Raw genomic sequence first — 25,469 nt, forward strand, 5'->3', positions numbered from 1 at the left:
ACCCAGCACATCGCCCGCCGCCCCCAGCGCATCGCGCTGCTGCAGCACATTGCCGAACAAGGATCGATCACCCGCGCCGCCAAGGCTGCGGGCATCAGCTACAAGGCCGCCTGGGACGCCATCGACGAACTCAACAACCTGGCCAGCCAGCCCCTGGTGGAGCGCAGTACCGGGGGGCGTGGTGGCGGTGGTGCCCGCCTGTCGCCGGAAGGCCAGCGGGTGCTGCGCCTGTATCAGAGGCTGCAGGCCCTTCAGGCGCAGATTCTCGAAGCGGCCGAGGAGTCCAGCGACCTCGACTTGCTCGGCCGGCTGATGTTGCGTACCAGCGCACGCAACCAGTTGCAGGGCCAAGTCAGCGGCCTGCGCCGTGAGGGCCGGCATGATCGCGTCAGCCTGGCGTTGGGCGGAGGGTTGGAGATCGAGGCGTTGATCACCCACGACAGCACTGCGCGGCTTGAGCTGACGCTGGGGACGATGGTGGTGGCGCTGCTCAAGGCGGGGTGGGTGCGGTTGTTGGCCGACGAGGAAGAGGCCGAAGCGGGTAGCAATTGCCTGCTGGCGACGGTGGAAGAGGTGCTGGCAGAGGCTGATGGGCCTGGAGAGGTCAGGTTGGCGCTGGGTAATGGGCAGACGTTGTGTGCGTTTGCCGAGGCGGATTGGTTGGCTGGGCAGCGGGTGGCAGAAGGCAGTTCGGTGCGGGTTCAGTTTCATCCCTCCTATGTATTGCTCGGGGTTCCTGCATAGCCTGGCCGCGCTTTGCGCGGTTCGCGGGTAAACCCGCTCCCACAGGTGCATCGTTTCCCTGGCGGCTGCGCCGTACCTGTGGGAGCGGGTTCACCCGCGAAGAGGCCGGTACAGGCATTAACGCGCTACCATGGCCCCCACGCCGCCTACCCCCGGAGCCACCATGTCCCACCCCTTCGACACCCTCACCCCCGACCTGGTCCTGGACGCAGTGGAAAGCATTGGCTTTCTCAGCGATGCGCGGGTGCTGGCACTGAACAGCTACGAGAACCGCGTCTACCAGGTGGGCATCGAAGATGCACAACCGCTGATTGCCAAGTTCTACCGCCCAGGCCGCTGGAGCGACGCGGCCATCCTCGAAGAGCACAGCTTCACCGCCGAACTGGCCGACTGCGAAGTGCCGGTGGTCGCCCCGCTGCACCACGACGGTCGCACCTTGTTCGAGCACCAGGGCTTCCGTTTCACCCTGTTCCCCCGCCGCGGCGGCCACGCGCCAGAGCCGGGCAACCTCGACCAGCTCTACCGCCTCGGCCAGTTGCTCGGCCGCCTGCATGCCGTGGGCGCCAGCAAACCGTTCGAGCACCGCGAAGCGCTGGCTGTGGACAACTTCGGCCACGCCTCGCTCAATACCCTGCTGGAAGGTGACTTCGTCCCCCGCGAACTGCTGCCGGCTTTCGAATCGGTAGCCCGCGACCTGCTAAAGCGAGTGGAGGACATCTACGCCCGCTCGCCGCACCAGCTCATCCGCCTGCATGGCGACCTGCACCCCGGCAACCTGATGCACCGCGACGAGGTATATCACGTGGTCGACCTCGACGACTGCCGCATGGGCCCGGCGGTGCAGGACCTGTGGATGATGCTGGCCGGCAGCCGCGAGGAGCGCCTGGGGCAGCTGGCCGAACTGATCGACGGCTACAACGAGTTCCACGACTTCGACCCGCGCGAGCTGGCCCTGATCGAACCCCTGCGCGCCCTGCGCCAGTTGCACTACAGCGCCTGGCTGGCGCGGCGCTGGGACGACCCGGCATTCCCGCCCAGCTTCCCCTGGTTTGGCCAGCCACGCTACTGGGGAGACCAGATCCTCGCCCTGCGCGAGCAAATGGCAGCACTGGATGAAGCGCCGCTGAAATTGTTCTAGAAGCGCGCCCGCCTCTGTCTACAATAGGCGTCGCTTTATTTAGCTACCTAAGCAAGGATTCTGCATGCATGCCGCAAACCCGCGTCGCGGGTATCTACTAGGCCTCAGCGCCTACATCATCTGGGGCTTGTTCCCCCTGTACTTCAAGGCAATCCAGAGCGTCCCGGCGGTGGAGATCATTGTCCACCGGGTGCTGTGGTCGGCTTTGTTCGGCTCGTTGCTGCTACTGGTGTGGAAACACCCCGGCTGGTGGCGTGAACTGCGGGAAAACCCGCGCCGGCTGGGCATCCTGGCCCTGAGCGGGGCACTGATCGCCGGCAACTGGCTGACCTACGTATGGTCGGTGAACAACGGGCGCATGCTCGAGGCCAGCCTGGGTTACTACATCAACCCGCTGATCAATGTGCTGCTGGGCATGCTGATTCTCGGCGAGCGCCTGCGCCGTATGCAGTGGCTTGCGGTAGCCATGGCCACCGTGGGTGTTGCCCAGCAGGTGTGGCAGGTAGGCAGCCTGCCGTGGGTGTCGCTGGTACTGGCGCTGAGCTTCGGCTTCTATGGGCTGATTCGCAAACAGGCACCGGTAGCGGCACTGCCGGGCCTGGTGGTGGAAACCTGGATGCTGGTACCGCTGGCCCTTGGCTGGCTGTTGCTGCACCCGGCGGCAACAAGTGCCAAGGGCGCGTTCTACACCAGCAGCGAAGCTTTGTGGCTGATGGCTGCGGGGCCGGTGACCCTGGTGCCGCTGGTGTGCTTCAACGCTGCCGCGCGGCACTTGCCGTACACCACGCTGGGCTTCCTGCAGTACCTGGCGCCGACGCTGGTGTTGCTGCAGGCGGTGCTGCTTTTCGATGAGCACTTGTCGTCAAGCACTTTGGTGGCGTTCATGTTCATCTGGGCGGGTTTGGCGATTTATAGCGTCGATGCGTGGGTCAGTTTGCGCAAGCGTAGCTGATCAAAAAATGATCATAACCCTGCAGGCCTTGTGCTTCGTGGCCTGCAGAGACATCTCCAAAGGTTATCCACACCCTCGTCCCCGTGCTTTGTGCACAAGCTGCTGATTATTGGCTGTTTTTTGAGCAAATCCTCGGAGGGCCTGATTTGCCTGGCCTGGAGAGGTGAGCCCCCAGGTTATCCACAAGGCCTTCCCCGTGATATCGGGATAACCGCAGGGGGCTGCTTTGCAGCCCATCGCGACACAAGGCCGCTCCTACAGGGGTACACGTTTACCGGCGGATTACGCGTGCCCCTGTAGGAGCGGCCTTGTGTCGCGAAAGGGCCGCAAAGCGGCCCCCGGCGATTCCGGATCACTCCTCCGGCCGCAGTTTCAACTCGACCATCAGATCGTCCGCCAAGCTTTCCAGCTTCTGCTGCAAATCCTCCAGCGACAGGGTCAACGGCAATGCCAGCAAGGCATCGGCATGGAATAGCGGCTCGCTGCTCATGGGCGCCGGCCGCACCTCCGTGGTAAACCGCTCAAGGTTCACCCCCAGGTCCGCCAGCAAGCGGGTGATGTCACGCACGATCCCCGGCCGGTCATTCCCTACCAGCTCCATGGCAATCGGCTTCCAAGTACAAGACGGCTCGATTCCGCTCTCGGCGATCAGCACACGAATGTCATATCGGGCCAACCCCTGCAGCGAAGCCACCAGCTCGTCGTAGTTTTCCGCCGGCACCGCCACCCGCAGGATGCCGGCAAACTGCCCGGCCATACGCGACATGCGGCTTTCCAGCCAGTTGCCACTGTGGTCAGCGATGCACTGGGCAATGCGCTCGACCTGGCCGGCCTTGTCAGGGGCAATTACAGTCAGTACAAGATGATCCACAAGCCCTTCCTCGTGTCGGACCGCGCCGTGCGGCAGAAAATCGGGGGATCGACTCAGTATAGGCAAGGCGCGGCAACCTGCCGCAGGGCAATCTGCACAACGAATCGTGTACTGTTTCAAGATTTATCTGGAACAATCCACCTGTTTTTTGCGAACATACCCACTCCCAGCGTGACCATACGCGACCAACGGGTCGCATAACGGCGCTTTTAGTCTGATTTTGCCCCGCCTACTGCTTCATGTAGTATCCCGTGGCGCGGACTACAAAACGTCGTTTGGATGTCTGCCAAGGCGCCTGTGAAAATACGCACACTGTCTGCCAGCCAGTCTGGCAGGCCGCACCCAGCCGCGCTCGGGCTCTACTCGGGGGCATGCACTGGTGCCGTGTTTAGAGAAGCGCTACAGGCTTAATACAGAAGAGCGAAATAGCTGAGCAGAGTGAGGCAAGCAATGACTGGATACGTTCAAGTCGGTGGCCTTCAGGTCGCCAAGGTCCTGTACGACTTCGTGAACAACGAAGCGATCCCAGGGACCGGCATCGTCGCCGAGCAGTTCTGGGCGGGTGCAGAGAAGATCATCAATGACCTCGCTCCAAAGAACAAAGCCCTGCTCGCCAAACGCGACGAGCTGCAAGCCAAGATCGACGCCTGGCACCAGGCACGCAAAGGCCAGGCCCATGACGCCGTAGCCTACAAAGCATTCCTCCAGGAAATCGGCTACCTGCTGCCACAAGCCGACGATTTCCAGGCCACCACCCAGAACGTCGACGAAGAAATCGCCCACATGGCCGGCCCGCAGCTGGTCGTACCGGTGATGAACGCCCGCTTCGCCCTGAACGCCGCCAACGCCCGTTGGGGTTCGCTGTATGACGCGCTGTATGGCACCGATGCCATCAGCGATGAAGGCGGCGCAGAGAAAGGCCAAGGCTACAACAAGGTGCGTGGCGACAAGGTCATCGCCTTCGCCCGCGCCTTCCTCGACGAAGCCGCGCCACTGGCAGCCGGCTCGCACGTCGATTCCACCGGCTACCGCATCGAAGGCGGCAAGCTGGTAGTTGCCCTGAAAGGCGGCAGCAACAGCGGCCTGCGTGACGACGCCCAGCTGATCGGCTTCCATGGCGATGCCGCCGCGCCGACTGCCGTGCTGCTCAAGCACAACGGCCTGCACTTCGAAATCCAGGTCGATGCCAGCACCCCGGTCGGCAGCACCGACGCCGCCGGCGTGAAAGACATCCTGATGGAATCGGCGCTGACCACCATCATGGACTGCGAAGACTCGGTTGCCGCCGTCGACGCCGACGACAAGGTGGTCGTCTACCGCAACTGGCTGGGCCTGATGAAAGGCGACCTGGCCGAAAGCGTCAGCAAGGGTGGCAAGACCTTCACCCGCACCATGAACCCGGACCGCGAGTACGCCGCGCCCAACGGCGGCAGCGTGACCCTGCACGGCCGTTCGTTGCTGTTCGTGCGCAACGTTGGCCACCTGATGACCAACCCGGCGATCCTCGACGCCCAGGGCAACGAAATCCCCGAGGGCATCCAGGACGGGCTGTTCACCAACCTGATCGCCCTGCACAACCTCAATGGCAACACCAGCCGCAAGAACACCCGCAGCGGCAGCGTGTACATCGTCAAGCCGAAGATGCACGGCCCGGAAGAAGTAGCCTTCGCAGCCGAGATCTTCAGCCAGGTCGAAGACCTGCTGGGCATGAAGCGCAACACCGTCAAGGTCGGCATCATGGACGAGGAGCGCCGTACCACGGTCAACCTCAAGTCGTGCATCAAGGCCGCAGCCGAGCGCGTGGTGTTCATCAATACCGGCTTCCTCGACCGCACCGGCGATGAAATCCACACCTCGATGGAAGCCGGCGCCGTGGTGCGCAAGGGTGCCATGAAGAACGAGAAGTGGATCGGTGCCTACGAGAACAACAACGTCGACGTCGGCCTGGCCACCGGCCTGCAAGGCCGTGCGCAGATCGGCAAGGGCATGTGGGCCATGCCCGACCTGATGGCGGCCATGCTCGAGCAGAAGATCGCCCACCCGCTGGCCGGTGCCAACACCGCCTGGGTGCCGTCGCCGACTGCAGCCACCCTGCATGCCCTGCACTACCACAAGGTGGACGTACAGGCACGTCAGCGTGAACTGGCTTCGCGCACCCCGGCGTCGGTAGACGACATCCTGACCATCCCGCTGGCCGCCGACACCAACTGGTCGGCCGAAGAGATCCGCAACGAACTGGACAACAACGCCCAAGGCATCCTCGGCTACGTGGTGCGCTGGATCGACCAGGGTGTGGGTTGCTCGAAGGTGCCAGACATCAACAACGTCGGCCTGATGGAAGACCGCGCCACCCTGCGCATTTCGGCCCAGTTGCTGGCCAACTGGCTGCGCCATGGCGTGGTCAGCCAGGAGCAGGTACTGGAAAGCCTCAAGCGCATGGCGGTGGTGGTTGACCAGCAGAACGCCGGTGATGCCCTGTATCGCCCGATGGCACCTGACTTCGACGACAACATCGCATTCCAGGCCGCTGTGGAGTTGGTACTGGAAGGTGGAAAGCAGCCGAACGGTTACACCGAGCCGGTACTGCACCGCCGTCGCCGCGAGTTCAAGGCGCGTAACGGGTTGTAAGCGACATCTGCGACAGGGGGCCGCTTTGCGGCCCTTTCGCGACACAAGGCCGCTCCCACAAGTACCGCGCAAGGCTGAAGTCTGGCGCGGTACCTGTAGGAGCGGCCTTGTGTCGCGAAAGGGCTGCAAAGCAGCCCCACTCCTGCACTACTGGATCTTCAGTTCTTTCTTCACCAGCTCCAGCAGCCTGTCCAGATCCACCGGCTTCAGCAGAAAATCCACCACCCCAAGGTGCATCACGTCCACCGCCTCTTCCACATCGGTGTCGCCTGACACCACGATGATCGACAACGCCGCCCGCTCCGACTCGCGAATCTGCCGGATCAGCTCCAGGCCATCCTCGGGCTGCATGCGCAAATCCGTGATCATCAAGCCGATCCGCTGCTGGTAATGCAGGTAAAGCCTGGCTTCCTCGGCCCCATCCGCGCCTACGCAGTCAATGCCCCGGCTTTTCAGGTACAGGATCAGCGCCTCACGGTTCACTGCATTGTCATCCACCACCAGCACCAGCGGCTTGGCTGCCACAGGCGCACTCACGACGGCCAATGCCTCGCGCTCGGCGTCGCTCAGGATGTCGTGTTGCTCAGGCATGCTCATCTCGTCAAAAAAATTCCGCTTCAGCATTAGGACCGCAGAACTTGCGTAACCCGGCTGGCCTTTCGTCGGGTGTTTGACAGGGCGCTCATAGACTTACGTCCAATGGGCACCACCTCGCCGCAAGCCGACCATGGAGGCAGAGAACAACATGGCCGGCACCTATATATATATAGATATATAGTTCGGCATAGCGATACGGTCAGTTTCATGAGCAAAAAGGACGCCTACAGCCAGGCGGGCAGGACGGCAGTGCTGCAGAACATCCAGGGCACCTTGCAGTTCCTGCAGCGTTTTCCGCCATTCAACCAGATGGAACACAGCCACCTGGCCTACCTGGTCGAACAGTGCCAGCTGCGCTTCTATGCCAGCGGCGAAAGCATCGTCAAACCTGCCGACGGGCCGGTCGAGCACTTCTACGTCGTCAAGCAAGGCCGCGTGGTGGGTGAGCGCCAGCACCTGGTCAAGCCTGGTGTGGAGACCACCTTCGAAATCACCAGCGGCGAATGCTTCCCGCTGGCGGCCCTGCTCGGCGAGCGAGCGACTCGAACCGAGCACCTCGCGGGTGAGGACACCTTCTGCCTGCAACTGAACAAGCCCGCGTTCATCCGCGTATTCTCCATGTCGGAAGTGTTTCGGGATTTTGCCCTGCGCGGGGTCAGCAGCCTGCTCGACCAGGTCAACCAGCAGGTACGCCAGCGCGCGGTGGAAACCCTCGGCACCCAGTATTCGCTGAATACGCCACTGGGAGAACTGGCCATGCGCCACCCGGTAGTGTGCAACCCCGAGACGCCCCTGCGCGACGCCGTGCGGCTGATGCACGAGCAGCAGGTCGGCAGCATCGTGGTGGTCGACCCGCAGCGCTACCCCACCGGTATCTTCACCCTGCGCGACCTGCGCCAGGTGGTGGCCGCGGCCGACGCCGACCTAGGTGCGCCCATCGCGCGCCACATGACCGCCCAGCCGTTCTACCTCAGCCCCCAGGCCAGCGCCTTCGACGCAGCCATGGCCATGACCGAACGGCATATCGCCCATGTCTGCCTAGTGGAAAACCAGCGCCTGTGCGGTGTGGTTTCGGAGCGCGACCTGTTCTCCCTGCAACGGGTCGACCTGGTGCACCTGGCGCGCACCATTCGCCATGCGCCACGCCTGGATACCCTGGTCTCGCTGCGCGGCGAAATCAGCCAACTGGTCGAGCGCATGCTGGCCCATGGCGCGTCCTCCACGCAGATCACCCAGATCATCACCCTGCTCAACGACCACACCGTGTGCCGGGTGATCGAGCTGGCGCTGGCCGAGCGCGGTGACCCGGGCGTGCCGTTCAGCTGGCTGTGCTTTGGCAGCGAAGGGCGACGTGAACAAACCCTGCATACCGACCAGGACAACGGCATCCTCTTCGAAGCCGCCGACAGCGACGAGGCCGACGCCATCCGCGCGCGCCTGCTCCCGCTGGCGCAATACATCAACCAGTGCCTGGCCCAGTGTGGCTTCACCCTGTGCAAGGGCAACGTCATGGCCGGCAACCCCGAGCTGTGCCTGTCCCGCAGTGAGTGGGCGCGGCGTTTTGCCGGTTTTGTCCGCGAGGCCAGCCCGGAGAACCTGCTGGGCTCGAGCATCTATTTCGACCTGCGCGTGGTGTGGGGCGACGAGCAAGGCTGTGAGCAGTTGCGCCAAGGCCTGCTGGACCAGGTGGCTGACAACCGCATCTTCCAGCGCATGCTGGCTGACAACGCCCTGCGCCAGCGCCCGCCGGTAGGCCGCCTGCGCGAGTTCGTGCTGACCCGCCAAGGCAACGACAAGGCCGCCACCCTCGACCTCAAGGTCCAGGGCCTGACGCCCTTCGTCGATGGTGCCAGGCTGCTGGCCCTGGCCAACGGCATCGGTGCCTGCAATACCCTGGAACGTCTACGTCAGCTGGTGGCCAAGGGCGTGATCGAGGCACTGGACGGCGCAGCATATGAAGAGGCCTACCACTTCATCCAGCAAACCCGCATGCAGCAGCACCAGCGCCAGACCCGCGACAACCTGCCGTATTCCAACCGCCTGGACCCGGACAGCCTCAACCACCTGGACCGGCGCATCCTGCGCGAGTCCCTGCGTCAGGCCCAGCGCCTGCAAAGCAGCCTGGCCTTGCGGTACCAGCTATGAGCCTGTTCGCCTGGCTGCGCCCCAGTGCGCCCGAACTGGACCATGCCATGCGCCAGCGCCTGGCCCGGCTGCCCAAGGCCGCACCACTGGGGGTGTGTACCCTGCGCGAGCAGCGCTGGGTGGTGCTGGACCTGGAGACCAGCGGCCTGAACCCCAACCGTGACCAGGTACTGTCGGTTGGCGCCGTGGCCATCGAGGATGGCGCCATCGACTTTGCCCAGCAGTTCGAACGCACCCTGCACCGGCCTTTGCAGAAGACCAACGCCAGCGTGCTGATCCACGGCCTGGGCCCGAGTGCCCTGGCTGCCGGCTGCGACCCGGCCGAGGCCTTGCTCGATCTGCTCGACTTCATTGGCAATAGCCCGGTGCTGGCATTCCATGCGCCGTTCGACCAGCGCATGCTGGCCCGGGCGCTGAAGGAAAGCCTGGGCTATCGCTTGCAGTCGCACTTCCTGGATGTTGCCGAGTTGGCGCCGATGCTCAACCCCGACACAGTGCTGCGCGAGGCCGGGCTGGATGACTGGGTGGCGCGGTTTGGCCTGCACGTGGAAGAGCGCCATCATGCCAGCGCCGATGCCTTGGTGACCGCCGAACTGGCGCTGATCCTGTTCAGCCAGGCCCGGCGCCAGCAACTGGACAGCCCGCTGCAGCTGGAGCAGCGGTTGCGCGGGTGGCGCAGGCGCAAGGTGCACAACCACGGCCTGTAGCTTTTCACCGCCCTTGCTGGCCTCTTCGCGGGTAAACCCGCTCCCACAGGTACTGTGCAATGCTCAAGGCCTGCGCCGTACCTGTGGGAGCGGGTTTACCCGCGAAGAGGCCTGTACAGGTGATGCACCTTCCATGATGGCCATCCGATAAGCGTCCATTGCACCCACCCCCTCCCCTCTGCAACAATCGCGAATAATTATCGTTAGTTAATGCATTCGTTCCGGGGGGACGCTGCTTGTCTTCTGCACAGAGCCCACACGCCGATCTGGTCGGTGCGCTGTACCGCGACCACCGCGGCTGGCTGCTCGCCTGGCTGCAACGCAGCATGGCCTGCCGCCAACGTGCCGAAGACCTGAGCCAGGACACCTTCGTGCGCCTGCTCGGCCGTGCGCAACTGGATACGCCCCGCGAACCCCGCGCATTCCTGGCCGCCGTGGCCAAGGGCCTGATGTTCGACCACTTCCGCCGCGCCGCGCTGGAGCAGGCCTACCTGGCCGAACTGGCCTTGATGCCGGAAGCCGAACAACCTTCCCCGGAAGTGCAGCACCTGATCCTCGAGGACCTCAAGGCCATCGACCGCCTGCTCGGCAAACTGTCGAGCAAGGCCCGCGCGGCATTCCTGCACAATCGCCTGGACGGCATGAGCCATGCCGAGATCGCCGAGCGCATGGGGGTTTCGGTGTCGCGGGTACGCCAGTACATCGCCCAGGGCATGCGCCAGTGCTACGTGGCCCTGTACGGGGAGCCGACGTGAGCAGCGCCCCGGTTTCGTCACGGGTGCTGGAAGCTGCCATTGCCTGGAAACTCAGCCTCGACAACGGTAGCGGCACACCTGACGAGCGCAGCGAATTCATGCGCTGGCATGCCGCGAGCGAGGAGCACGCCCGCGCCTGGCGCCAACTCGGCGCCATGGACCAGCGCGTGAACGCCGCTGCAGGCCCGGCACGCCAGGCCCTGCTGCAATCGCGCGCCGGCCTGCGCCGACGTATCGGCAAGGTCGGCGGCGGGCTGGCCGGCATGTTTCTTCTGGGCTCGCTGCTGGCCTGGGTCGGCGCGCCATCGCTGGCACCGAGCTACTGGCTTGCCGACCAGCGCACCGCCACCGGCGAACTGCGCACCCTGCGCCTGGAAGACGGCACCTTGCTGAGCCTGAACAGCCACACTGCCGTGGACATCGACTACGCCGGCGAGCAACGGGTGATCGTGCTGCACCAGGGCGAGATCTCGGTCGAAACCGGCCATCAGGACCCGCGTCCGCTGCTGGTGCGCACCGACGATGGCCGCCTGCGCCCACTGGGCACGCGCTTCCTGGTGCGCCGCGAGGATGACGGCACCCGCCTGGAAGTGCTGCAAGCCTCGGTCGCCGCCATGCCGCTGAACAGCGGCGACGAACAGGTGCTGCGCGAAGGCCAGCAGGTGCTGATGAACGCCAACGGCCTTGGCCGGGTCGGCACGGTGCCAGCCGGAGCCGACGCCTGGACCCGCGGCATGCTGGTGGTGGACAACGTGCGCCTGGCCGACCTGCTGGCCGCGCTTGGCCAGTACCGCAGCGGTTACCTCGGGGTAGACGACAAGGTCGCCGATCTGCGGGTGACCGGCAGCTTCCCGCTGACCGACACCGACCTGGCGCTTTCGTCGCTGGTGCCGGCACTGCCGGTGAAGGTCGAGCGGCATACCCAGTGGTGGGTGACCGTCGGTCCCAAGTAGGCCTGCACCGGCCTCTTCGCGGGTAAACCCGCTTCCACAGGATTGCACCAGCCTCAAAGCCCCCGCGATCCCTGTGGGAGCGGGTTTACCCGCGAAAAGGCCGGTACAAGCAGAAACCAACTTCAAATAATTCTCAATTTTTTTCAGATTCGCCCTGTCACTTTTCAAATCTCGCTCGGCAAGGAAGCAGAAAGCACTTATCCGTCGAGGAGCCGCTGCATGTCCCGTGCTGTTGATCGTATCCTGCGCCCCAGCCTGATGGCCCTGGCCATCGCCGTGGCCGCGCCATTGGCCAGCCCTGCCCTGTTCGCCGCCGAGCAATCCGCTCAGCGTGCCTACGACCTGCCCAGCGCCCCGCTGGCCACCACCCTCAACCAGATCGCCAGCCAGGCCGGCATTACCCTGGCCATCGACCCGGCACTGGTCAGCGGCCGTACCTCGGCCACGGTGAGCGGGCAGTACGATGGCCTTGGTGCCCTGCAGGCTGCCCTGCGCGGCACTGGCCTGCAGCTGCAGCAAAGTAGCGTGGGCAGCTTCAGCCTGGTGGCTACGCCGGAAGGGACACTGGCGTTGCCGGAGACCGCGATCAATGCGACTTCCAACTATGAAAGCGCCTGGGGTGCCTCCAGCGGCTACGTGGCCACGCGCACTGCCGCGGGTACCAAGACCGACACACCAATCGTCGAGACCCCACGCTCGCTGACTGTCATCACCCGCCAGCAACTGGACGATCGCCAGGTACTCAACCTCAATGACGCCCTGCGCTACACCGCTGGCGTGCAAAGTAGTGGTTACGGTTCGGACTCGCGCGCCGACTGGCTGCGTGTGCGTGGTTTCGAGCCGACCCAGTTCCTTGACGGGCTGCCGCTGCCCAAGGGCTCGTTCGCCAATCCCAAGGTCGAGCCGTGGAACCTCGAACGCATTACCGTACTGCGCGGACCGGCGTCGTCGGTGTATGGCCAGACACCACCGGGCGGCATGCTCGATATGGTCAGCCGCCGTCCGCAACTTGAGAGTGCGCATCAGATCGAAGCCCAGGTGGGTAGCAACGAACACAAGCAGATCAACTTCGACAGCACCGGCAAGATCGACGACGAAGGCAAGTTTCTATACCGCGTGAGTGGTGTGGTGCGTGACAGCAATTCACCCGTCGACCATATCCCGGACAAGCGCTACAACATCGCACCCAGCCTGACCTGGAATATCGATGAAGATACCAAGCTGACCTTCATCTCTCAGTACACCCGGGACGATACCGGTATCACTGGTCAGTTCCTGCCACTACAAGGAACCAAACTGGACGGCCCGACCGGCAAGATTTCCCACCACAAGAACCTTGGCGAACCGGACTGGGACTTCTACGACCGCAGCTACTACGCGTTGGGATATGCCTTCGAGCACCGACTCAACGACACCTGGCAGTTCCGCCAGAACCTGCGCTACACCAAGAGCGATTTGTCGTTCCAGGCCGTGCAGGTAGCCACCATCAACAGCATCGATGCCGATGGCAACGTCAATCGCGAGTCGGGTATCGTCAACGAAGACATCAGCCAGTTCGCCGTCGACAACAACTTCCAGGCCGACTTCCAGACCGGCGACATCAGCCACACAGTGCTGCTGGGCCTGGACCATCAGCGTTCGAATACCAATTATCAATGGCTGTATGGCATGGGCGTGCCTCCGATCAATGTCAACCGCCCGGTATATGGCGCCGACCTGTCGAACGTCACCTACTTTGCCATGCAGGACTTCCAGCAGAAAACCCACCAGACAGGTGCCTACGTTCAGGACCAGATGTCACTCGACAACTGGCGCCTGACCTTGGGTGGTCGTGAAGACTGGATTCACACCGGCACTGTGTTCCACAACAGCGCCGACGCAACCAATACCCAGCGCGACAAAGCCTTCAGCGGCAACGTCGGCCTGAGTTACGTTTTCGACAACGGCATCACGCCGTACTTCTCGTACACCGAGTCGTTCCAGCCGGCCAGTGGTGCCAACGTCAAATCCACGGAATCGTTCAAACCAACCGAAGGCCGCCAGTATGAAGTGGGTGTGAAATACCAGCCCGTCGGGACTGACACCCTGCTCACTGCAGCGGTGTATGACCTGAAGCAGCAGAACGTCAGCGTCACGGAAGGCAGCATCACCCGCCAGGTGGGTGAACTGCAGGTTCGCGGCGTCGAACTGGAGGCCTCCACTCAGGTTACCGAGAACCTCAAGGCCATCGCGTCATACACCTATACCGACACCGAGATCCTGAAGGGTGACGACAAAGGCAACCGCATGGCGCTGATCCCGCGCAACCAGGCAACCCTGTGGGCCGACTACACCTGGCACAGCGGGCCACTGGACGGCTTCGGCATTGGTGGTGGTGTGCGCTATGTGGGTGACACCTACGGCAACACGGCCAACACCGAACTGGCCCATGTGGGTTCGTACACTGTGTACGACGCTTCGGTGCACTACGACCTGGGCCGCCTGGACAGCAGCATGAAAGGCCTGACGGTAGCAGTGGAGGCGAAGAACCTGTTCAACAAGGACTACCTGGCCAACTGTGACGGTTACTGGTGCTACTACGGCGACGAGCGCAACGTGGTGGCCAGTGTCAATTACAAGTTCTGAGTAAGCAGGGACTGCTTCGCAGCCCGATCGCCGGCAAGCCAGCTCCCACAGATTCAGCGCATTGCCCGAGGCCTGCGCTGTACCTGTGGGAGCTGGCTTGCCGGCGATTGGGCCGCACTGCGGCCCCAGGTTCCAACAGGCAAACACCGGTATCGTGATGAAAAGCCCAACCATTCGCCGCTGGTCCACAATCCATACCTGGAGCAGCCTTGTCTGCACCCTGTTCCTGCTGTTGCTGGCGCTCACCGGCCTGCCGCTGATCTTCCACCACGAACTCGAACACCTGCTCGGCGACGCGCCCGAACTGCGCGAAATGCCGGCAGGCACCCCACACCTCGACCTGCAGCAGCTTGTGATCAAGGCCGAGCAGCACCGCCCCGGCGAGGTCATGCAGTACTTTGGCTACGACGAGGACGAAGCCAACGGCTTGGTGGCCATCACCGCTGCCACCGCCGGCACCGAACCCAATTCGTCGCACACTTTCATGCTCGACGCCCGCACCGGCGAAGCCGTGGCCATGCCGGCCGCCAACGGCGGCTTCATGATGACCATGCTGCGCCTGCATGTGGACATGTTCGCCGGCCTGCCCGGCAAGCTTCTGCTGGCCTTCATGGGCGTGCTGTTCGTCGTGGCGATCATCTCCGGCACCGTACTGTATGCACCGTTCATGCGCCGCCTGGACTTCGCCACGGTACGCCACGGCAAATCCCGCCGCCTGCGCTGGCTCGACCTGCACAACCTGATCGGTGTGGTCACCCTGGCCTGGGCACTGACGGTAGGCGTGACCGGTGTGATCAGCGCCCTGTCCGACCTGGTCATCGCCGCCTGGCGCAACGACAGCCTGGCCGCCATGGTCGCGCCCTACCGTGATGCCCCACCGCTCACCGAGCGCGCCCCGGCCACCCGCCTGCTGGGCATCGCCGAACAGGCCGCGCCCGGCATGCGCCCGGACTTCATCGCCTTCCCCGGCACCCGCTTCTCCAGCGAACACCACTACGCGGTGTTCATGAAAGGCGCCACGCACCTGACCTCGCACCTGCTCACCCCGGTGCTGATCGATGCACGCACGCTGGAAGTTACTGCGGTCGGTGAACGCCCCTGGTACATGGACGCCATGGGCCTGTCGCAACCGCTGCACTTCGGCGATTACGGCGGGCGGCCGATGCAGGTCCTCTGGGCCGTGCTCGACGTGCTGACCATCATCGTGCTCGGCAGTGGCCTGTACCTGTGGTGGGGCAAGCAGCGCAAGCCCAAGGGGGCAACCGCATGAGCCACAAGTCGCGGTCAACCCGGCGCATCTACGCCTGGCCGGCGCTTATCGCCCTGCTCAGTGCCGGCGGGTTATTCGCAGCCCTGCTGGGCGACGGCATCTGGGACAGCCTCGCCTGGCTAGGCCTGGGCGTTTCGGCCGTGCTGGGCCTGCGTGGCTTGTGGCCCCGGCGCCGGCAATAACCGGCTACCACCCACCTCGCACATTGCCTCGACATGGTGTGGCTCCCTTGACCCACGGAACTACACCATGACCCCGCTACAACGCCTCGAAGCCCTGGACACCCAGATCACTGCCCTGCAACGAGGGCAGCCCGCCCCGGTCGACGGCCTGGCGCACTTGCAGCTGCGCCAGCGCTTTTTCGGTGACCTGGCACTGTTCTGGAAGGAAGCCCCTGCCGGGGGCCAAAGCCGCTTCCAGCGCTTGCTGCAACTGCGTCACGAGCAGCTGCTTGCGGAGCTGGAGCTGCGTCTGGCCGACCAGACTCTCGATTACGACGCTATCGTGTTGCTACGCACCTGCCTGGCTTCGCCACGGGCCTGGCAGCGCCGACATCTGCCCACCATGCAGCGCGCACAGCTGTACCGCCCGGTTTTCAGCAGCCTGAGCCCCAACCGCCGGCTGCACCTGCGGGGCGCGCTGGTGCTCGTGGCCGGTAGCCCGGAGGGCAGCGCTGCAGTGCCCGGCACAACCAGCGGCCTGGCCTTGCTGTGCAGCCTTTCACATGGCATCGAGGCATTCGCCAACCTCGCCGAACTGCACACCGAGCTGTGCGAACGTCTCGACGACCCGCTGCAAAGCCAACCCATGCTGCAGCTGCTGCCCCGCATTGAAGACCAGCAGTTGATCCAGCAAGCGGACCAGCTGCGTTACGAGTGGTTTGCCGAGGACATGGTCGAGCAGCAGGTTCAAGACCTGATCGATGTGCAGCGCGAACGCCTGGCAATTACCTGGCAAACCGCCTGGCAGCATGAGCATGCGCCCGACCTGGCAGACTTCAGCGCCATGCTGGCCAACCAGCAAGGCTTGCTGAGCCTCATGGGTTGCAAGCATGCCCTGGCCACGCGTTATGCACTGCTGCTGGAAAAACATTTGCCCAGCTGGCTGCGCAATGCTTCCGCACAAGGTTTGGCGCACATCATGCAAACCATGCAGGAGCTCGCCGGAGCCATCACCCAGGCCGCCGCGCCCGGGCTGCTGACCCTGGAGCAGTTCAGCCAGCATAATCACTTGCTGGCATGGGTCCGTGACCGCCTGGGCGAACAGCTGCGCCGGGAACACGGCATCCACACGCCTGCCGAGCAGATCCTCGTCAAGGTCACCATGGCCCGGCGCAAAGGCCCGCTGCTGAATCCGCTGGCACCCTCCAGCTACATCGCAGCAGCAAGCCGCCCACAGGTGGGCGATACCATCGAAATGGTACCGCTCAGCTACCGCCTGGACGAGTTGGCTCTGCTCAACATCGCCTGGTTCGATGTCGAATACTGGCTGACCGCACGAGTCCAGCGCGCTGACGGAAGCGCCTTGCCCAGGCTCACGCCTGCGCATGTCAAACGACTGGTGCGCAACCTGGATGCTGGCAGTGGCTACCTTCGCTACCTGCGCCACCACCTGCTCGACTCCGCCGCCGGTCGCTGGCGCATGCAGGCCCATGGCGCCATAAACCGTGCGCGCATGCACGCCGAAGCGGCCAAGGCCCGCTACGCCGGGCACTTCCTGAACGACCCGCTGGAGCAGGGCTATCGCTGGGTCAGGGCAATCATTCACTACCCAGACAGCGGCTGGCGGCCGACCATCGAGGAACACCGCATCGTGGTCCGCCAGTTGCTCATCGACGGCCATACCCTGCACGGTGTACTGCTGCTCAATGCCGAGGTCGCCAGTGTCCAGTCGTTGGTGGTCTACACCCCGGATGCGCCCGACCGCCGTGCCTGGCGCGAATTCCGCAACACCCGCGACCTGTTACGGACCTTGCGCAATACCCCGGCGCTGCGCGAATACGTGATTCAACGGGCGCCCCAAGCCAACCGCAAACGGCTGGACAAACTGCTGCGCATGGGGCGCCTGGGGCCCTACGTGCAACGACCGATCATTACCGGCAACCTGTACCAAGCCTGCTACCGGGCAGAGGTGCAAATGCTGATGGCCGAGGCCGACAGCAACAGCCGCAGCAACAACGAAGTGCTGGGCGAGTTCAGCCTGGCCACCCTGCGCCTTATCCTCGACCTGATCAGCTTGGTGCTGCCTGCACCCGCCATGTCGGCACTGGCCTTCGGGCGCATGGCCATTTCCATCTGGGATGGCGTGGAAGCGATGCATCGGGACGACTACGAAGCCACCCTGCACCACGCCATTGCCGCGCTCAGCCACACCGCCGACGGGCTAAACAGTTTTGCCGGCTCAACCTTGATGCGCCGGGCCCTGCGCGGTTTGCCACCACAGCCACCGAGGCCGCTACCGAAAAGCCACGAAGCCGCGGTCGACATCAGCAAGCTGCGCTACCGGATCGACGGTATTCACGGGGAGAAGGTCTACGAACAGATCAGTGCTACAGCAGGGCCGGACCGCTATTTCGTCAAGGACAGCCATGGGCGCATGTACAGCGTAAACTTCGACGGCCAGCGCTGGCGGGCACTGGACCCCAGGCAGCCGGACGCCTACGTGCAACTGCCGCTAAAGCGCCTTCGCGATGGTACCTGGGTGGTCGACTCGCCCGTGCTCTGGCACGACGGTTTGCCCGACCTCAGCCACCTGTTCGAAACCTGCCGCCTGCAACCCGAACGCGAAGGCCTGGCGCTAGCGACCGAGGACGACCTGTACGAGGCCGATGGGCAACTTTACCTGCTGCTGGCGGGCAAGCAGCTACCGGTGCGCCGGCACCTGCTCCCAGGCCATTACCATCTAGGCATCCCGCAACACGCGCTCGGCGCGGTGCACGCCTGGGCGGTGCTGCGCCGCCAGGACGGCCAGTGGCGCATTCGCGTGCGCCAGCCAGGCCGCAGCAGCGACTGGCTGACACTGCCGGCGGATTACTCGGCCAGCCTGGGCAGCAGCCGGTCCAGCCGCTGATGCAGGGCACTGCCACTCGGCCAGTTGCGCAGCAACCGCGCCCGGTCACGGGCGTAGGCCGGGGCGAAGCTGAGCTGGGTGGCGTGCTGGCACATGGCATCGAGGTCGATCAGCGACCACTGGCCGTTGTCCCAGAACAGGTTATGGCCCTTGAAATCGCCATGGCTGATACGCTCGCGAATCAGCTGCTGCATCACATGTACCAGGGCATCGACCTGCTCTTCGGGTGCATCGCCGTTTTCCACATAGGGTGCGAAGCACTCGGCCAGGTCCGGGCCATCGACATACTCGGTGACCAGGTAGGCACGGCTGCGCAGGCCCATGACCCGCTGCTCCAGCACCGCCAACGGGCGCGGCGTGGCGATGTCGAGGAACTCCAGGCGATGCCCTTCGATCCACGAATGCCAGGCCCGGCTCGGCCGCCAGAATCGCTTGAACCAGTGTGCGGTGTTCTTGATGTTGTAGCGCTTGAGCACCAGTGTGCGGCCGCCAACCTCGATGCGCGCCACACTGGCAGCGCCACCGGTCTTGTACAGGTGGCCCTGGTCGATCAACGCGTCGGCCTGCTCCAACACCGGCAGCATGGCTTCAACCTCGTTGCGGCGGACCGCCCGCAAGCCCGAAAGGCTGCGCTCGACACTGAACAGGCTGCATTCACGGCCAGCCTTTTCCAGGTAATCCTTCTGGCGCCAGCTGCGCACCTTGTCCACCTGCTTCTGCAAGGCTTCCAGCGGCAACGCATGCTCGGCGTTGGCCAGCAGATAGTGCACCAGCAGCTCTTCGATGAACGGTTCCAGGCGCTTGGGTAGCTGGGCGAAGAATACCCCAAGGTTTTCCAGCACACGCGGGCGCGACAGCTGCTGGCCAGGTGTTTCCGCCTTGATGCCGGCGCCGTCGATCAGGTAAAGCTTGCCCCCATGGCGCAGCAGGTTGTCCAGGTGCAGGTCTTCCTGCCACAGGCCTTGGGCGTGCATGTGCGCCACTGCGGTGAGCGCCTCGCCCAGCACCAGATGCTGCTCATCGGCCAGCACCGGCAAGCTCTCCACTGCCGCCCAGGCATCGGCCAGGCTTTCGGCCCCGTCGAGGAACTCGAACAGCAGCCAGCCACCCTCGCCTTCCTTGAGGCCATCGGCCAGCAGCTTCGGCGTGGTCAGGCCCTGCTCGGCCAGCAGCTTCACGCCTTGCAGTTCGCGCTGGAAATGCCGTGCAGCGTTACCACCGACCAGCAGTTTGGCCAACACCGGTGTACCGCGCCACACGCCGGCGCCCACATAGCGCTGGCCCGGCAGCACGCGCAGCAGGCTGAGCAATTGCAGGTCGGCCGTGCCGGCGGCATCGGCCAGGGTGATACTCAGGGGCAACGAAGGGCTGCGCCCGGCCTCTTTCAATTCAGACAAACGCATCAGCGGGCCTCTTTTTCACGACGGCGTTGCGTCAGGCGTTGCAGCCAGGTATCGACCAGCGTGCCGTCGGCAGGCTGCGCCAGGTAGCTGGCCAGCAAGCTACGTACATCGCGCCCGCTCCAGACAGGGGCGCGACGCAGCAGCGGCTCAAGGTCCTTGAGACGGTCACGCATGCCGAACAGCAGGGGGCGGGTCTTCTCCAGGTCGATCAGTTGCGCGTCCCAGCCTTCGCGGCGCTGGCGCAGGAAGATGTGCTTGGGGTAGAAGCAGCCATGCACCTGGCCGGCGCTGTGCAGGGTACGCGCCAGCTGGCCGCAAGCCTGCAGCACGCCGTTGCGTTCAGCATCGCTCAGTTGTGGCCACCGGGCCAGCAGGCTGTCGAGGTCGGCCCATTCGTCCAGGGCGCGAGTCATCAGGATCGCCCGGTGCGTGCCGCCTTGCTTGCGCTCGCCATAGAACACCGCCTGCAAGGCCGGAATCTGCAGCTTCTGGTAACGGCTGATGTTGCGGAATTCGCGGGCGAAGGTCGGTTCGCCAAATGGCCGGTGCAGGGTACGGGTCAGGTAGTCGCTCTGGCGCTTGAGGTAGTAGCCCTTGCCTTCGAGCTCCAGGCGGAACACGCTGCTCCAGCCACCGCGGCCGGTGTTTGGTTCGTCCACGGCATCCAGTTGCAGCGCCCACAGCGCCTCGAAGTCGTCCAGGCCATGGCGTTTGAGCAGCGCGATGTCCGCGCTGGCCAGATAATCGGTCATTCCCTTCCCTCGAAAAAGCTCACCACCTGGCGAATGCGTTTCTTGTCACGCACATTCAGCCGGTCGCGGCCACGGTATTGCAGGTAGAAACGCAGGCGCTGGGTTGCCGACAGGTGGTATTTGGCCACTTTGTCCAGGCACGCCAGGTCCTTGATCATCCGGTGCCGCCACATGAAGCCGCGCCAGAAATCACCGGTGGGGCAGTCGATGAAGAATAGCGTGCCATGGTCGTCGACCAGCAGGTTGCGCCATTTCAGGTCGTTATGGGCGAAGTGGTGCTGGTGCATGACCCGAGTATGGCGCGCCAGCTGGCTGCTGACATGCCCGACCCAGGCGCGATCGGCCAGGCGTGCATCGTTGCGCTCGGCCAGCGCCGACAGGTCTTCGGTGCGTGGCAGTTCGCGAGTGATCATCGCCCCCCGACCGAAAGCCAGGCCATTGCGCTCCAGGCCCCAGGCCACCACTTCGGCAGTGGGGATGCCCCATTTGTCGAACTGTTTGAGGTTCTGCCATTCGGCCTTGATCCGCGGCCGGCCCAGGTAACGGCGCATGTGCTTGCCGGCCCCGGTGTAACGCTTGACGTAGTAGTTGACCCCGCCACGTTCGACGCGCACCACCTCGCTGATGGGGTCGCGGGTCAGGCGCTCGCCTTGCAAGGCGAATACCGCTTCCAGGCTGCCGAAGTCCGCCGCCAGGTGTTCATAGCCCGGCGCCAGTGTCCACCCCGCCATCAGAGTGCATCTCCATAGCGTTGCTTGCGATCGTAGAGTTTCTGCGCCTTGCGCTCCAGCCAGGCGAGCAGCGCGGCTTCGTCCTTCAGGATCTGCCGCAGCGGGCGCTGGAAGTAACCGCGCAGGAAGCGCAGCTTGTCGCGCTGGGTCAGGCCGATGTCCAGCGCCGAGAAGTACAGCGCGGCCAGGTCCTTGTCGCGCCAGCGGCGGCTGATTCTCGCCCGGGTCTGCGCGCGGTGCAGGTCGATCACCGACAGTTTGAAGTCGTCCGCCGTCACCGGGCGGTCGGTGTGCAGCAGGAAGTGGCAGATGTAGCAGTCGCGGTGGTTGACCCCGGCGCGGTGCATGCCGCCGGTCATCTTCGCCACTTCGGCGATCAGCGCACGCTTGAGGCGCGGCTCGGGCGGCTGCCTGACCCAGTCGATGCTGAAGTCTTCCAGGCTGATGGTCGGCGCCAGTTCTTCGGTGATGATGAACGAGTGCTGCGCGGCCGGGTTGCTGCCACGCTCGCCATAGGCGACGGCAGTCATGGTCGGCACGCCAACCTGGTGCAGGCGCTGGATGGCCTGCCATTCCTGGCCGGCGCCGAGCACCGGCAGCTTGGCGGTGAGCAGGTTCTTGAAGATCTCGCCCCAGCCGATGCCGCGGTGGATCTTGACGAAGAAGCCCTCGCCAGCGACTTCGGTGCGTAGCGTGCGGCGCCCTTCCAGTTCGCGATAGACCTCGCCTTGCAGCGCCTCAACGGCATCGAAGGCATCACGCCCGGCCCACAGGCGCTTGAACGGTTCGGCCAGTATCAGCTTCATGCGGACTCCTGCCCCAGGATCACATCAGCGGCATGCTGCGGCATGCTGTACAGGTCGGCGGTTTCAGCAAACGCCAGGCCGTTGCGCGACCAGCTGGCGCGGGCCTGTTGGTCCTCGAGCATGCGCTGCAGGTAGCCATTGAGCTGTTCCTGCTCGAACGGCTCGTCCAGCACCAGGCCGCTGTCGGCTTCGGCAATGTAGTGGGCGTAGCCGCACACCTTGGAGACCAGCACCGGCAGGCCGGCCACCAGCGCCTCGAGCAGCACCGTGCCGGTGTTCTCGTTGTACGCCGGGTGGATCAGCAGGTCGGCGCCCAGCAGGAAGCGCGGGATGTCGCTGCGGCCCTTGAGGAACTGCACCTGATCGCCCAGGCCCAAGGTAGCGCTTTGCAGCTGGAACACCTTGGGGTCATCCTGGCCGATCACCATCAGCCTGGTGCGCTTGCGCAGGGCCGAAGGCAGTGCGGCCAGGGCCTTGAGGCTGCGGTCGACGCCCTTGGTCTTGAAGCCCGAGCCAATCTGCACCAGCAGCAGGTCGTCGTCGCCCAGGTTGAATTCCTTGCGGAACTCCGCGCGGATCTCGCTGGCATTGGCCGGCGCGCGGCGGTCCTGGGAAATGCCCGGCGGCAGCAGGTGGAAACGCTCCACCGGGGTGCCGTAGTGCTTGATGAACAGCGGCTGCTGAACTTCGGAAATCATCAGCACTTCGGTATGGGCATCCTTGGCGAACACCGCACGTTCGTACTCGGCAAAGTGCCGGTAGCGGCCCCAGCGGCGGTACAGGCCGCCACGCAGGGTCTGCGCCTTGTCCTCGAAACAGCCATCGGCGGCGTAGTACACATCCAGCCCAGGCATCTTGTTGAAGCCGATCAGGCGGTCGACCGGGCGCTTGGCCAGGTCGGCGGCCATCCAGGCGCTGAGCTTCTCGTTGCGGCGGTGGTTGAAAATCGCCTTCACCGGCGCCACCAGCACTTCGAAGCCCGGCGGAATGTCACCCTCCCAGATCAGCGTGTACACACGGATCTGGTGGCCCCGCTTCTGGCATTCCAGGGCAATGCGCATGAAGTCGCGCTGCAGCCCGCCGAAGGGGAAATATTTGTAAAGCACGAAAGCCAGTTGCATCAACGGACATCCTCAGCCAGCAGCAACGCGCTCAAGCGGCTCGCCACATGCTCGGGATTCAGGCGAGTGAAGCACAGCGGCCACTCGCGTTTCAGATCGAACCGGCGCAGGTCGTCGGCGCTCGGTTTATAGGTGCACTTTTTCTGCAGGCAGGGCGCGCAGGGCCAGTCACTGGCCTGGTGAATCTGGGTCCGTCCGTAGGCGCCGGTCAGGCCCGGGTTGGTCGGGCCGAACAGCGAAATGGTGGGCACATCGAGTGCCGCCGCCAGATGGCCAAGGCCGGTATCGACCGCCACGCAGGCTTTTGCCGCCGCCAACACGCGGGCGACGCCGGCAAGGTTCAATTTGGGGAGTACCTGGCAATTGTTCAACCCCTGGGCGATGCGCTCGGCCCGCGCCTTCTCGGCAGGGTTGCCCCACGGCAGGCGCACCTCCAGCTTGCGCCGGCCCATGCGCTCGGCCAGTTCGCGCCAGTAGGCTTCGGGCCAGTGCTTGGTCGCCCAGGTGGTGCCATGCAGGAACACCACATAGGGGGCGGCAGGCGGCAGTTGCAGGCGCTCGAGGTCGAGGCCGTAATTGCCGATGCCTTCCGGCAGGTCATAGGCCAGGGCCATGGCGAACAGCTGGCGCACCCGCTCTACCGCGTGCTGGCCGGTAGCAACCGACAGGCGCCGGTCATAGAAGCGGCTGGCCCAGCCTTCGCGGGCCGAGTAGCGGTCCAGGCCAGCCACCGGCGCCTTCACATAGCGGGTCAGCCAGGCCGACTTGACCAGGCCCTGGGCGTCGATCACCAGGTCGTACTTGCGCTCGCGTACACGTTGCTTGAACGCCTTCCACTCGCCACTCTTGATGGTTTGCCAGAGGTTCTTGCGCCATCGGCGGATGGCCACCGGGATCACCTGGTCGACCGCCGGGTGCCAGCTGGGGATTTCGGCGAAGCCTTCTTCCACCACCCAGTCGAAGCGGATGCCCGGGATGGCGTGGGCCGCATCGGTAAGCGCCGGCAAGGTGTGGATCACATCCCCCAGCGACGAAGTCTTGATGATCAGTACCCGCACTTAGTCGACCTCGGCCACGGTATCGATCAGGTCCGGCCCGCTCAGGCTGTGCAGGGCGGCAATGACTTTGCCAGGTTCCAGCAGGCGCAGGCAGTTGTAGTGGCCGAAGCGGCAGGTGCGGTCGAAGCACGGGCTGCACTCGATGCCGGTGCGCACCACTTCCACGTGCTCGGCCAGCGGCGGGGTGAAGCCCGGCGAGGTCGAGCCGTAAACGGCCACCAGCGGGCGGTTCAGCGCGGCGGCCACGTGCATCAGGCCGGAGTCGTTGGACACCACGGCATGGGCACAGGACATCAGGTCGATGGCTTCGGCCAGCGAGGTTTCCCCGGCCAGGTTGGACGATTCTTCACGCAGCCCCGGGATCAGCCGATCGCGGATCTGCTCACCGACCGGGTGATCGTTCTTCGAGCCGAACAGCCACACCTGCCAGCCCTGGCGGATCATCGCATCGGCCACGCTGGCGTAGTGCTCGGCCGGCCAGCGCTTGGCCTCGCCGAACTCGGCACCGGGGCACAGCGCCAGCACCGGGCGGTCCAGCTCCAGGCCGAACTTGGCCAGGGCGGCGTCACGGCTTTGCGCTTCGATCTGCAGGCTGGGCCGCGGGTACGGCTGCGGCAGCTCGGCGCCGGGTGCGTAGGCCAGGGCCATGAAGCGCTCGATCATCAGCGGGTAGCGGGCCTTGTCCAGCTTGCGCACGTCGTTGAGCAGGCCGAAGCGCATTTCGCCGCGCCAGCCGGTGCGCTTGGGGATACCGGCAAAGAACGGCACCAGCGCCGACTTGAGCGAGTTGGGCAGCAGGATGGCCTGGTCGTACTGGCCGGCCAGGGACTTGCCGATGCGTCGCCGCGTGGCCAGTTCCAGTGCGCCGTGGCCGAGCGGGAAGCTCAGGGCCTGACGGACCTCGGGCATGCGCTCCAGGATCGGCCGGCTCCACTCGGGGGCCAGCACATCGATCACGCAGTCGGGGTGCTGCTGTTTCAGGCACTGGAACAGGGTCTGCGCCATCACCATGTCGCCGACCCAGCTGGGGCCAATGATCAGTATTCTCATGCTTAGTCCAGAAACGCTCGGGGAGGCTACAGGCTGCGGTACAGCCTGGCCTCCCCTCTTTATATTCAGGCTATGTGGCGGACAGTGTACCACT

At 64.5% G+C, this 25,469-nt stretch carries 21 protein-coding genes; 12 read left to right on the forward strand and 9 right to left on the reverse strand.

The genetic code is table 11. The features are described from left to right. The 3 genes from J5M58_RS14560 to rarD form a co-directional block, all read left to right on the forward strand. Nucleotides 1-744, forward strand: a 744-nt coding sequence (locus J5M58_RS14560; protein WP_207878565.1) for a TOBE domain-containing protein, incomplete at its 5' end; no start/stop codon positions are given. A gap of 163 nt (nt 745-907) precedes the next feature. Then, nucleotides 908-1,882 carry a serine/threonine protein kinase gene (locus tag J5M58_RS14565; RefSeq protein ID WP_207878567.1) on the forward strand — a complete coding sequence of 325 codons (975 nt, stop codon included), beginning with the start codon at nt 908-910 and terminating at the stop codon, nt 1,880-1,882. Between the two features lie 64 nt (nt 1,883-1,946). Then, a complete protein-coding gene (gene rarD / locus J5M58_RS14570) occupies nt 1,947-2,834 on the forward strand; it encodes an EamA family transporter RarD (RefSeq protein WP_207878569.1) in 888 nt (295 codons plus the stop codon). A gap of 352 nt (nt 2,835-3,186) precedes the next feature. Here rarD and J5M58_RS14575 read toward each other — a convergent pair whose 3' ends face one another. Then, nucleotides 3,187-3,705, reverse strand: coding sequence for a glycine cleavage system protein R (locus tag J5M58_RS14575; protein ID WP_112251475.1), 519 nt, complete (start codon nt 3,703-3,705; stop codon nt 3,187-3,189). A gap of 450 nt (nt 3,706-4,155) precedes the next feature. Between J5M58_RS14575 and J5M58_RS14580 the strand changes: the two genes are divergently transcribed. Further along, nucleotides 4,156-6,333, forward strand: coding sequence for a malate synthase G (locus J5M58_RS14580; protein ID WP_112251473.1), 2,178 nt, complete (start codon nt 4,156-4,158; stop codon nt 6,331-6,333). A 147-nt stretch (nt 6,334-6,480) separates the two neighbouring features. On the opposite strand, the gene J5M58_RS14585 is transcribed toward J5M58_RS14580, so the two are convergent. Continuing rightward, nucleotides 6,481-6,957, reverse strand: coding sequence for a response regulator (locus J5M58_RS14585; protein ID WP_112251471.1), 477 nt, complete (start codon nt 6,955-6,957; stop codon nt 6,481-6,483). Between the two features lie 180 nt (nt 6,958-7,137). Between J5M58_RS14585 and J5M58_RS14590 the strand changes: the two genes are divergently transcribed. The 8 genes from J5M58_RS14590 to J5M58_RS14625 all read left to right on the forward strand — a co-directional run bounded on the left by J5M58_RS14590 (nt 7,138) and on the right by J5M58_RS14625 (nt 18,454). Next, a complete protein-coding gene (locus J5M58_RS14590; protein ID WP_207878571.1) occupies nt 7,138-9,075 on the forward strand; it encodes a DUF294 nucleotidyltransferase-like domain-containing protein in 1,938 nt (645 codons plus the stop codon). Continuing rightward, entirely contained in the window at nt 9,072-9,782 is a 711-nt protein-coding gene (locus J5M58_RS14595) for a PolC-type DNA polymerase III (RefSeq protein ID WP_112251467.1), read from the forward strand. Before J5M58_RS14590 ends, J5M58_RS14595 begins: the two co-directional genes overlap by 4 nt. 236 nt (nt 9,783-10,018) lie before the next feature. Next, a complete protein-coding gene (locus J5M58_RS14600) occupies nt 10,019-10,537 on the forward strand; it encodes an RNA polymerase sigma factor (protein ID WP_015268687.1) in 519 nt (172 codons plus the stop codon). Beyond that, entirely contained in the window at nt 10,534-11,490 is a 957-nt protein-coding gene (locus tag J5M58_RS14605; RefSeq protein ID WP_207878573.1) for a FecR domain-containing protein, read from the forward strand. Before J5M58_RS14600 ends, J5M58_RS14605 begins: the two co-directional genes overlap by 4 nt. A gap of 219 nt (nt 11,491-11,709) precedes the next feature. Next, nucleotides 11,710-14,115, forward strand: a complete 2,406-nt coding sequence (locus J5M58_RS14610; protein ID WP_112251463.1) for a TonB-dependent siderophore receptor — start codon at nt 11,710-11,712, stop codon at nt 14,113-14,115. A 157-nt stretch (nt 14,116-14,272) separates the two neighbouring features. After that, nucleotides 14,273-15,385 carry a PepSY domain-containing protein gene (locus tag J5M58_RS14615; protein ID WP_207878575.1) on the forward strand — a complete coding sequence of 371 codons (1,113 nt, stop codon included), beginning with the start codon at nt 14,273-14,275 and terminating at the stop codon, nt 15,383-15,385. Further along, a complete protein-coding gene (locus J5M58_RS14620; RefSeq protein WP_112251460.1) occupies nt 15,382-15,567 on the forward strand; it encodes a hypothetical protein in 186 nt (61 codons plus the stop codon). The genes J5M58_RS14615 and J5M58_RS14620 overlap by 4 nt, the downstream gene beginning before the upstream one ends. Before the next feature lie 67 nt (nt 15,568-15,634). Further along, nucleotides 15,635-18,454 (forward strand): DUF6543 domain-containing protein, encoded by a 2,820-nt coding sequence (locus tag J5M58_RS14625; RefSeq protein ID WP_207878577.1) that lies wholly within the window; start codon nt 15,635-15,637, stop codon nt 18,452-18,454. Here J5M58_RS14625 and J5M58_RS14630 read toward each other — a convergent pair. The 7 genes from J5M58_RS14630 to waaF are packed head-to-tail and all read right to left on the reverse strand — an operon-like array spanning nt 18,415 to nt 25,375. After that, complete coding sequence (locus J5M58_RS14630) at nt 18,415-19,857, reverse strand: lipopolysaccharide kinase InaA family protein (RefSeq protein ID WP_112251457.1); 1,443 nt, start codon at nt 19,855-19,857, stop codon at nt 18,415-18,417. The two genes, J5M58_RS14625 and J5M58_RS14630, sit on opposite strands and share 40 nt — an antisense overlap. After that, on the reverse strand, nt 19,857-20,609 hold the full coding sequence (locus J5M58_RS14635; RefSeq protein WP_207878579.1) for a lipopolysaccharide kinase InaA family protein: 753 nt from the start codon (nt 20,607-20,609) through the stop codon (nt 19,857-19,859). The genes J5M58_RS14630 and J5M58_RS14635 overlap by 1 nt, the downstream gene beginning before the upstream one ends. After that, nucleotides 20,606-21,340, reverse strand: a complete 735-nt coding sequence (locus J5M58_RS14640) for a lipopolysaccharide kinase InaA family protein (protein ID WP_112251455.1) — start codon at nt 21,338-21,340, stop codon at nt 20,606-20,608. Before J5M58_RS14640 ends, J5M58_RS14635 begins: the two co-directional genes overlap by 4 nt. Next, on the reverse strand, nt 21,340-22,146 hold the full coding sequence (rfaP, locus tag J5M58_RS14645; RefSeq protein WP_112251454.1) for a lipopolysaccharide core heptose(I) kinase RfaP: 807 nt from the start codon (nt 22,144-22,146) through the stop codon (nt 21,340-21,342). Before rfaP ends, J5M58_RS14640 begins: the two co-directional genes overlap by 1 nt. Further along, nucleotides 22,143-23,267 (reverse strand): glycosyltransferase family 4 protein, encoded by a 1,125-nt coding sequence (locus J5M58_RS14650; RefSeq protein ID WP_207878581.1) that lies wholly within the window; start codon nt 23,265-23,267, stop codon nt 22,143-22,145. Before J5M58_RS14650 ends, rfaP begins: the two co-directional genes overlap by 4 nt. After that, nucleotides 23,267-24,325 carry a lipopolysaccharide heptosyltransferase I gene (waaC, locus tag J5M58_RS14655; RefSeq protein ID WP_015268679.1) on the reverse strand — a complete coding sequence of 353 codons (1,059 nt, stop codon included), beginning with the start codon at nt 24,323-24,325 and terminating at the stop codon, nt 23,267-23,269. Before waaC ends, J5M58_RS14650 begins: the two co-directional genes overlap by 1 nt. Next, nucleotides 24,326-25,375: a lipopolysaccharide heptosyltransferase II gene (waaF, locus tag J5M58_RS14660; protein WP_112251452.1), complete on the reverse strand. Its 1,050-nt coding sequence runs from the start codon at nt 25,373-25,375 to the stop codon at nt 24,326-24,328. Between the last annotated feature and the right edge of the window lie 94 nt (nt 25,376-25,469).

Origin of the sequence: Pseudomonas sp. 32_A, assembly GCF_017490905.1 — a bacterium.
Lineage (GTDB): Bacteria > Pseudomonadota > Gammaproteobacteria > Pseudomonadales > Pseudomonadaceae > Aquipseudomonas > Aquipseudomonas inefficax.

Excerpts from the sequence above, each read along its gene's own strand:
- J5M58_RS14610 (WP_112251463.1), top strand. The coding sequence starts at position 11,710 with ATGTCCCGTGCTGTTGATCGTATCCTGCGCCCCAGCCTGATGGCCCTG.
- J5M58_RS14595 (WP_112251467.1), top strand. The coding sequence starts at position 9,072 with ATGAGCCTGTTCGCCTGGCTGCGCCCCAGTGCGCCCGAACTGGACCAT.
- J5M58_RS14615 (WP_207878575.1), top strand. The coding sequence starts at position 14,273 with ATGAAAAGCCCAACCATTCGCCGCTGGTCCACAATCCATACCTGGAGC.
- J5M58_RS14585 (WP_112251471.1), bottom strand. The coding sequence starts at position 6,957 with ATGCTGAAGCGGAATTTTTTTGACGAGATGAGCATGCCTGAGCAACAC.
- J5M58_RS14635 (WP_207878579.1), bottom strand. The coding sequence starts at position 20,609 with ATGACCGATTATCTGGCCAGCGCGGACATCGCGCTGCTCAAACGCCAT.
- J5M58_RS14590 (WP_207878571.1), top strand. The coding sequence starts at position 7,138 with ATGAGCAAAAAGGACGCCTACAGCCAGGCGGGCAGGACGGCAGTGCTG.
- J5M58_RS14640 (WP_112251455.1), bottom strand. The coding sequence starts at position 21,340 with ATGGCGGGGTGGACACTGGCGCCGGGCTATGAACACCTGGCGGCGGAC.
- J5M58_RS14565 (WP_207878567.1), top strand. The coding sequence starts at position 908 with ATGTCCCACCCCTTCGACACCCTCACCCCCGACCTGGTCCTGGACGCA.
- waaF (WP_112251452.1), bottom strand. The coding sequence starts at position 25,375 with ATGAGAATACTGATCATTGGCCCCAGCTGGGTCGGCGACATGGTGATG.
- J5M58_RS14580 (WP_112251473.1), top strand. The coding sequence starts at position 4,156 with ATGACTGGATACGTTCAAGTCGGTGGCCTTCAGGTCGCCAAGGTCCTG.
- J5M58_RS14620 (WP_112251460.1), top strand. The coding sequence starts at position 15,382 with ATGAGCCACAAGTCGCGGTCAACCCGGCGCATCTACGCCTGGCCGGCG.
- J5M58_RS14625 (WP_207878577.1), top strand. The coding sequence starts at position 15,635 with ATGACCCCGCTACAACGCCTCGAAGCCCTGGACACCCAGATCACTGCC.
- rarD (WP_207878569.1), top strand. The coding sequence starts at position 1,947 with ATGCATGCCGCAAACCCGCGTCGCGGGTATCTACTAGGCCTCAGCGCC.
- J5M58_RS14650 (WP_207878581.1), bottom strand. The coding sequence starts at position 23,267 with ATGCAACTGGCTTTCGTGCTTTACAAATATTTCCCCTTCGGCGGGCTG.
- rfaP (WP_112251454.1), bottom strand. The coding sequence starts at position 22,146 with ATGAAGCTGATACTGGCCGAACCGTTCAAGCGCCTGTGGGCCGGGCGT.
- J5M58_RS14630 (WP_112251457.1), bottom strand. The coding sequence starts at position 19,857 with ATGCGTTTGTCTGAATTGAAAGAGGCCGGGCGCAGCCCTTCGTTGCCC.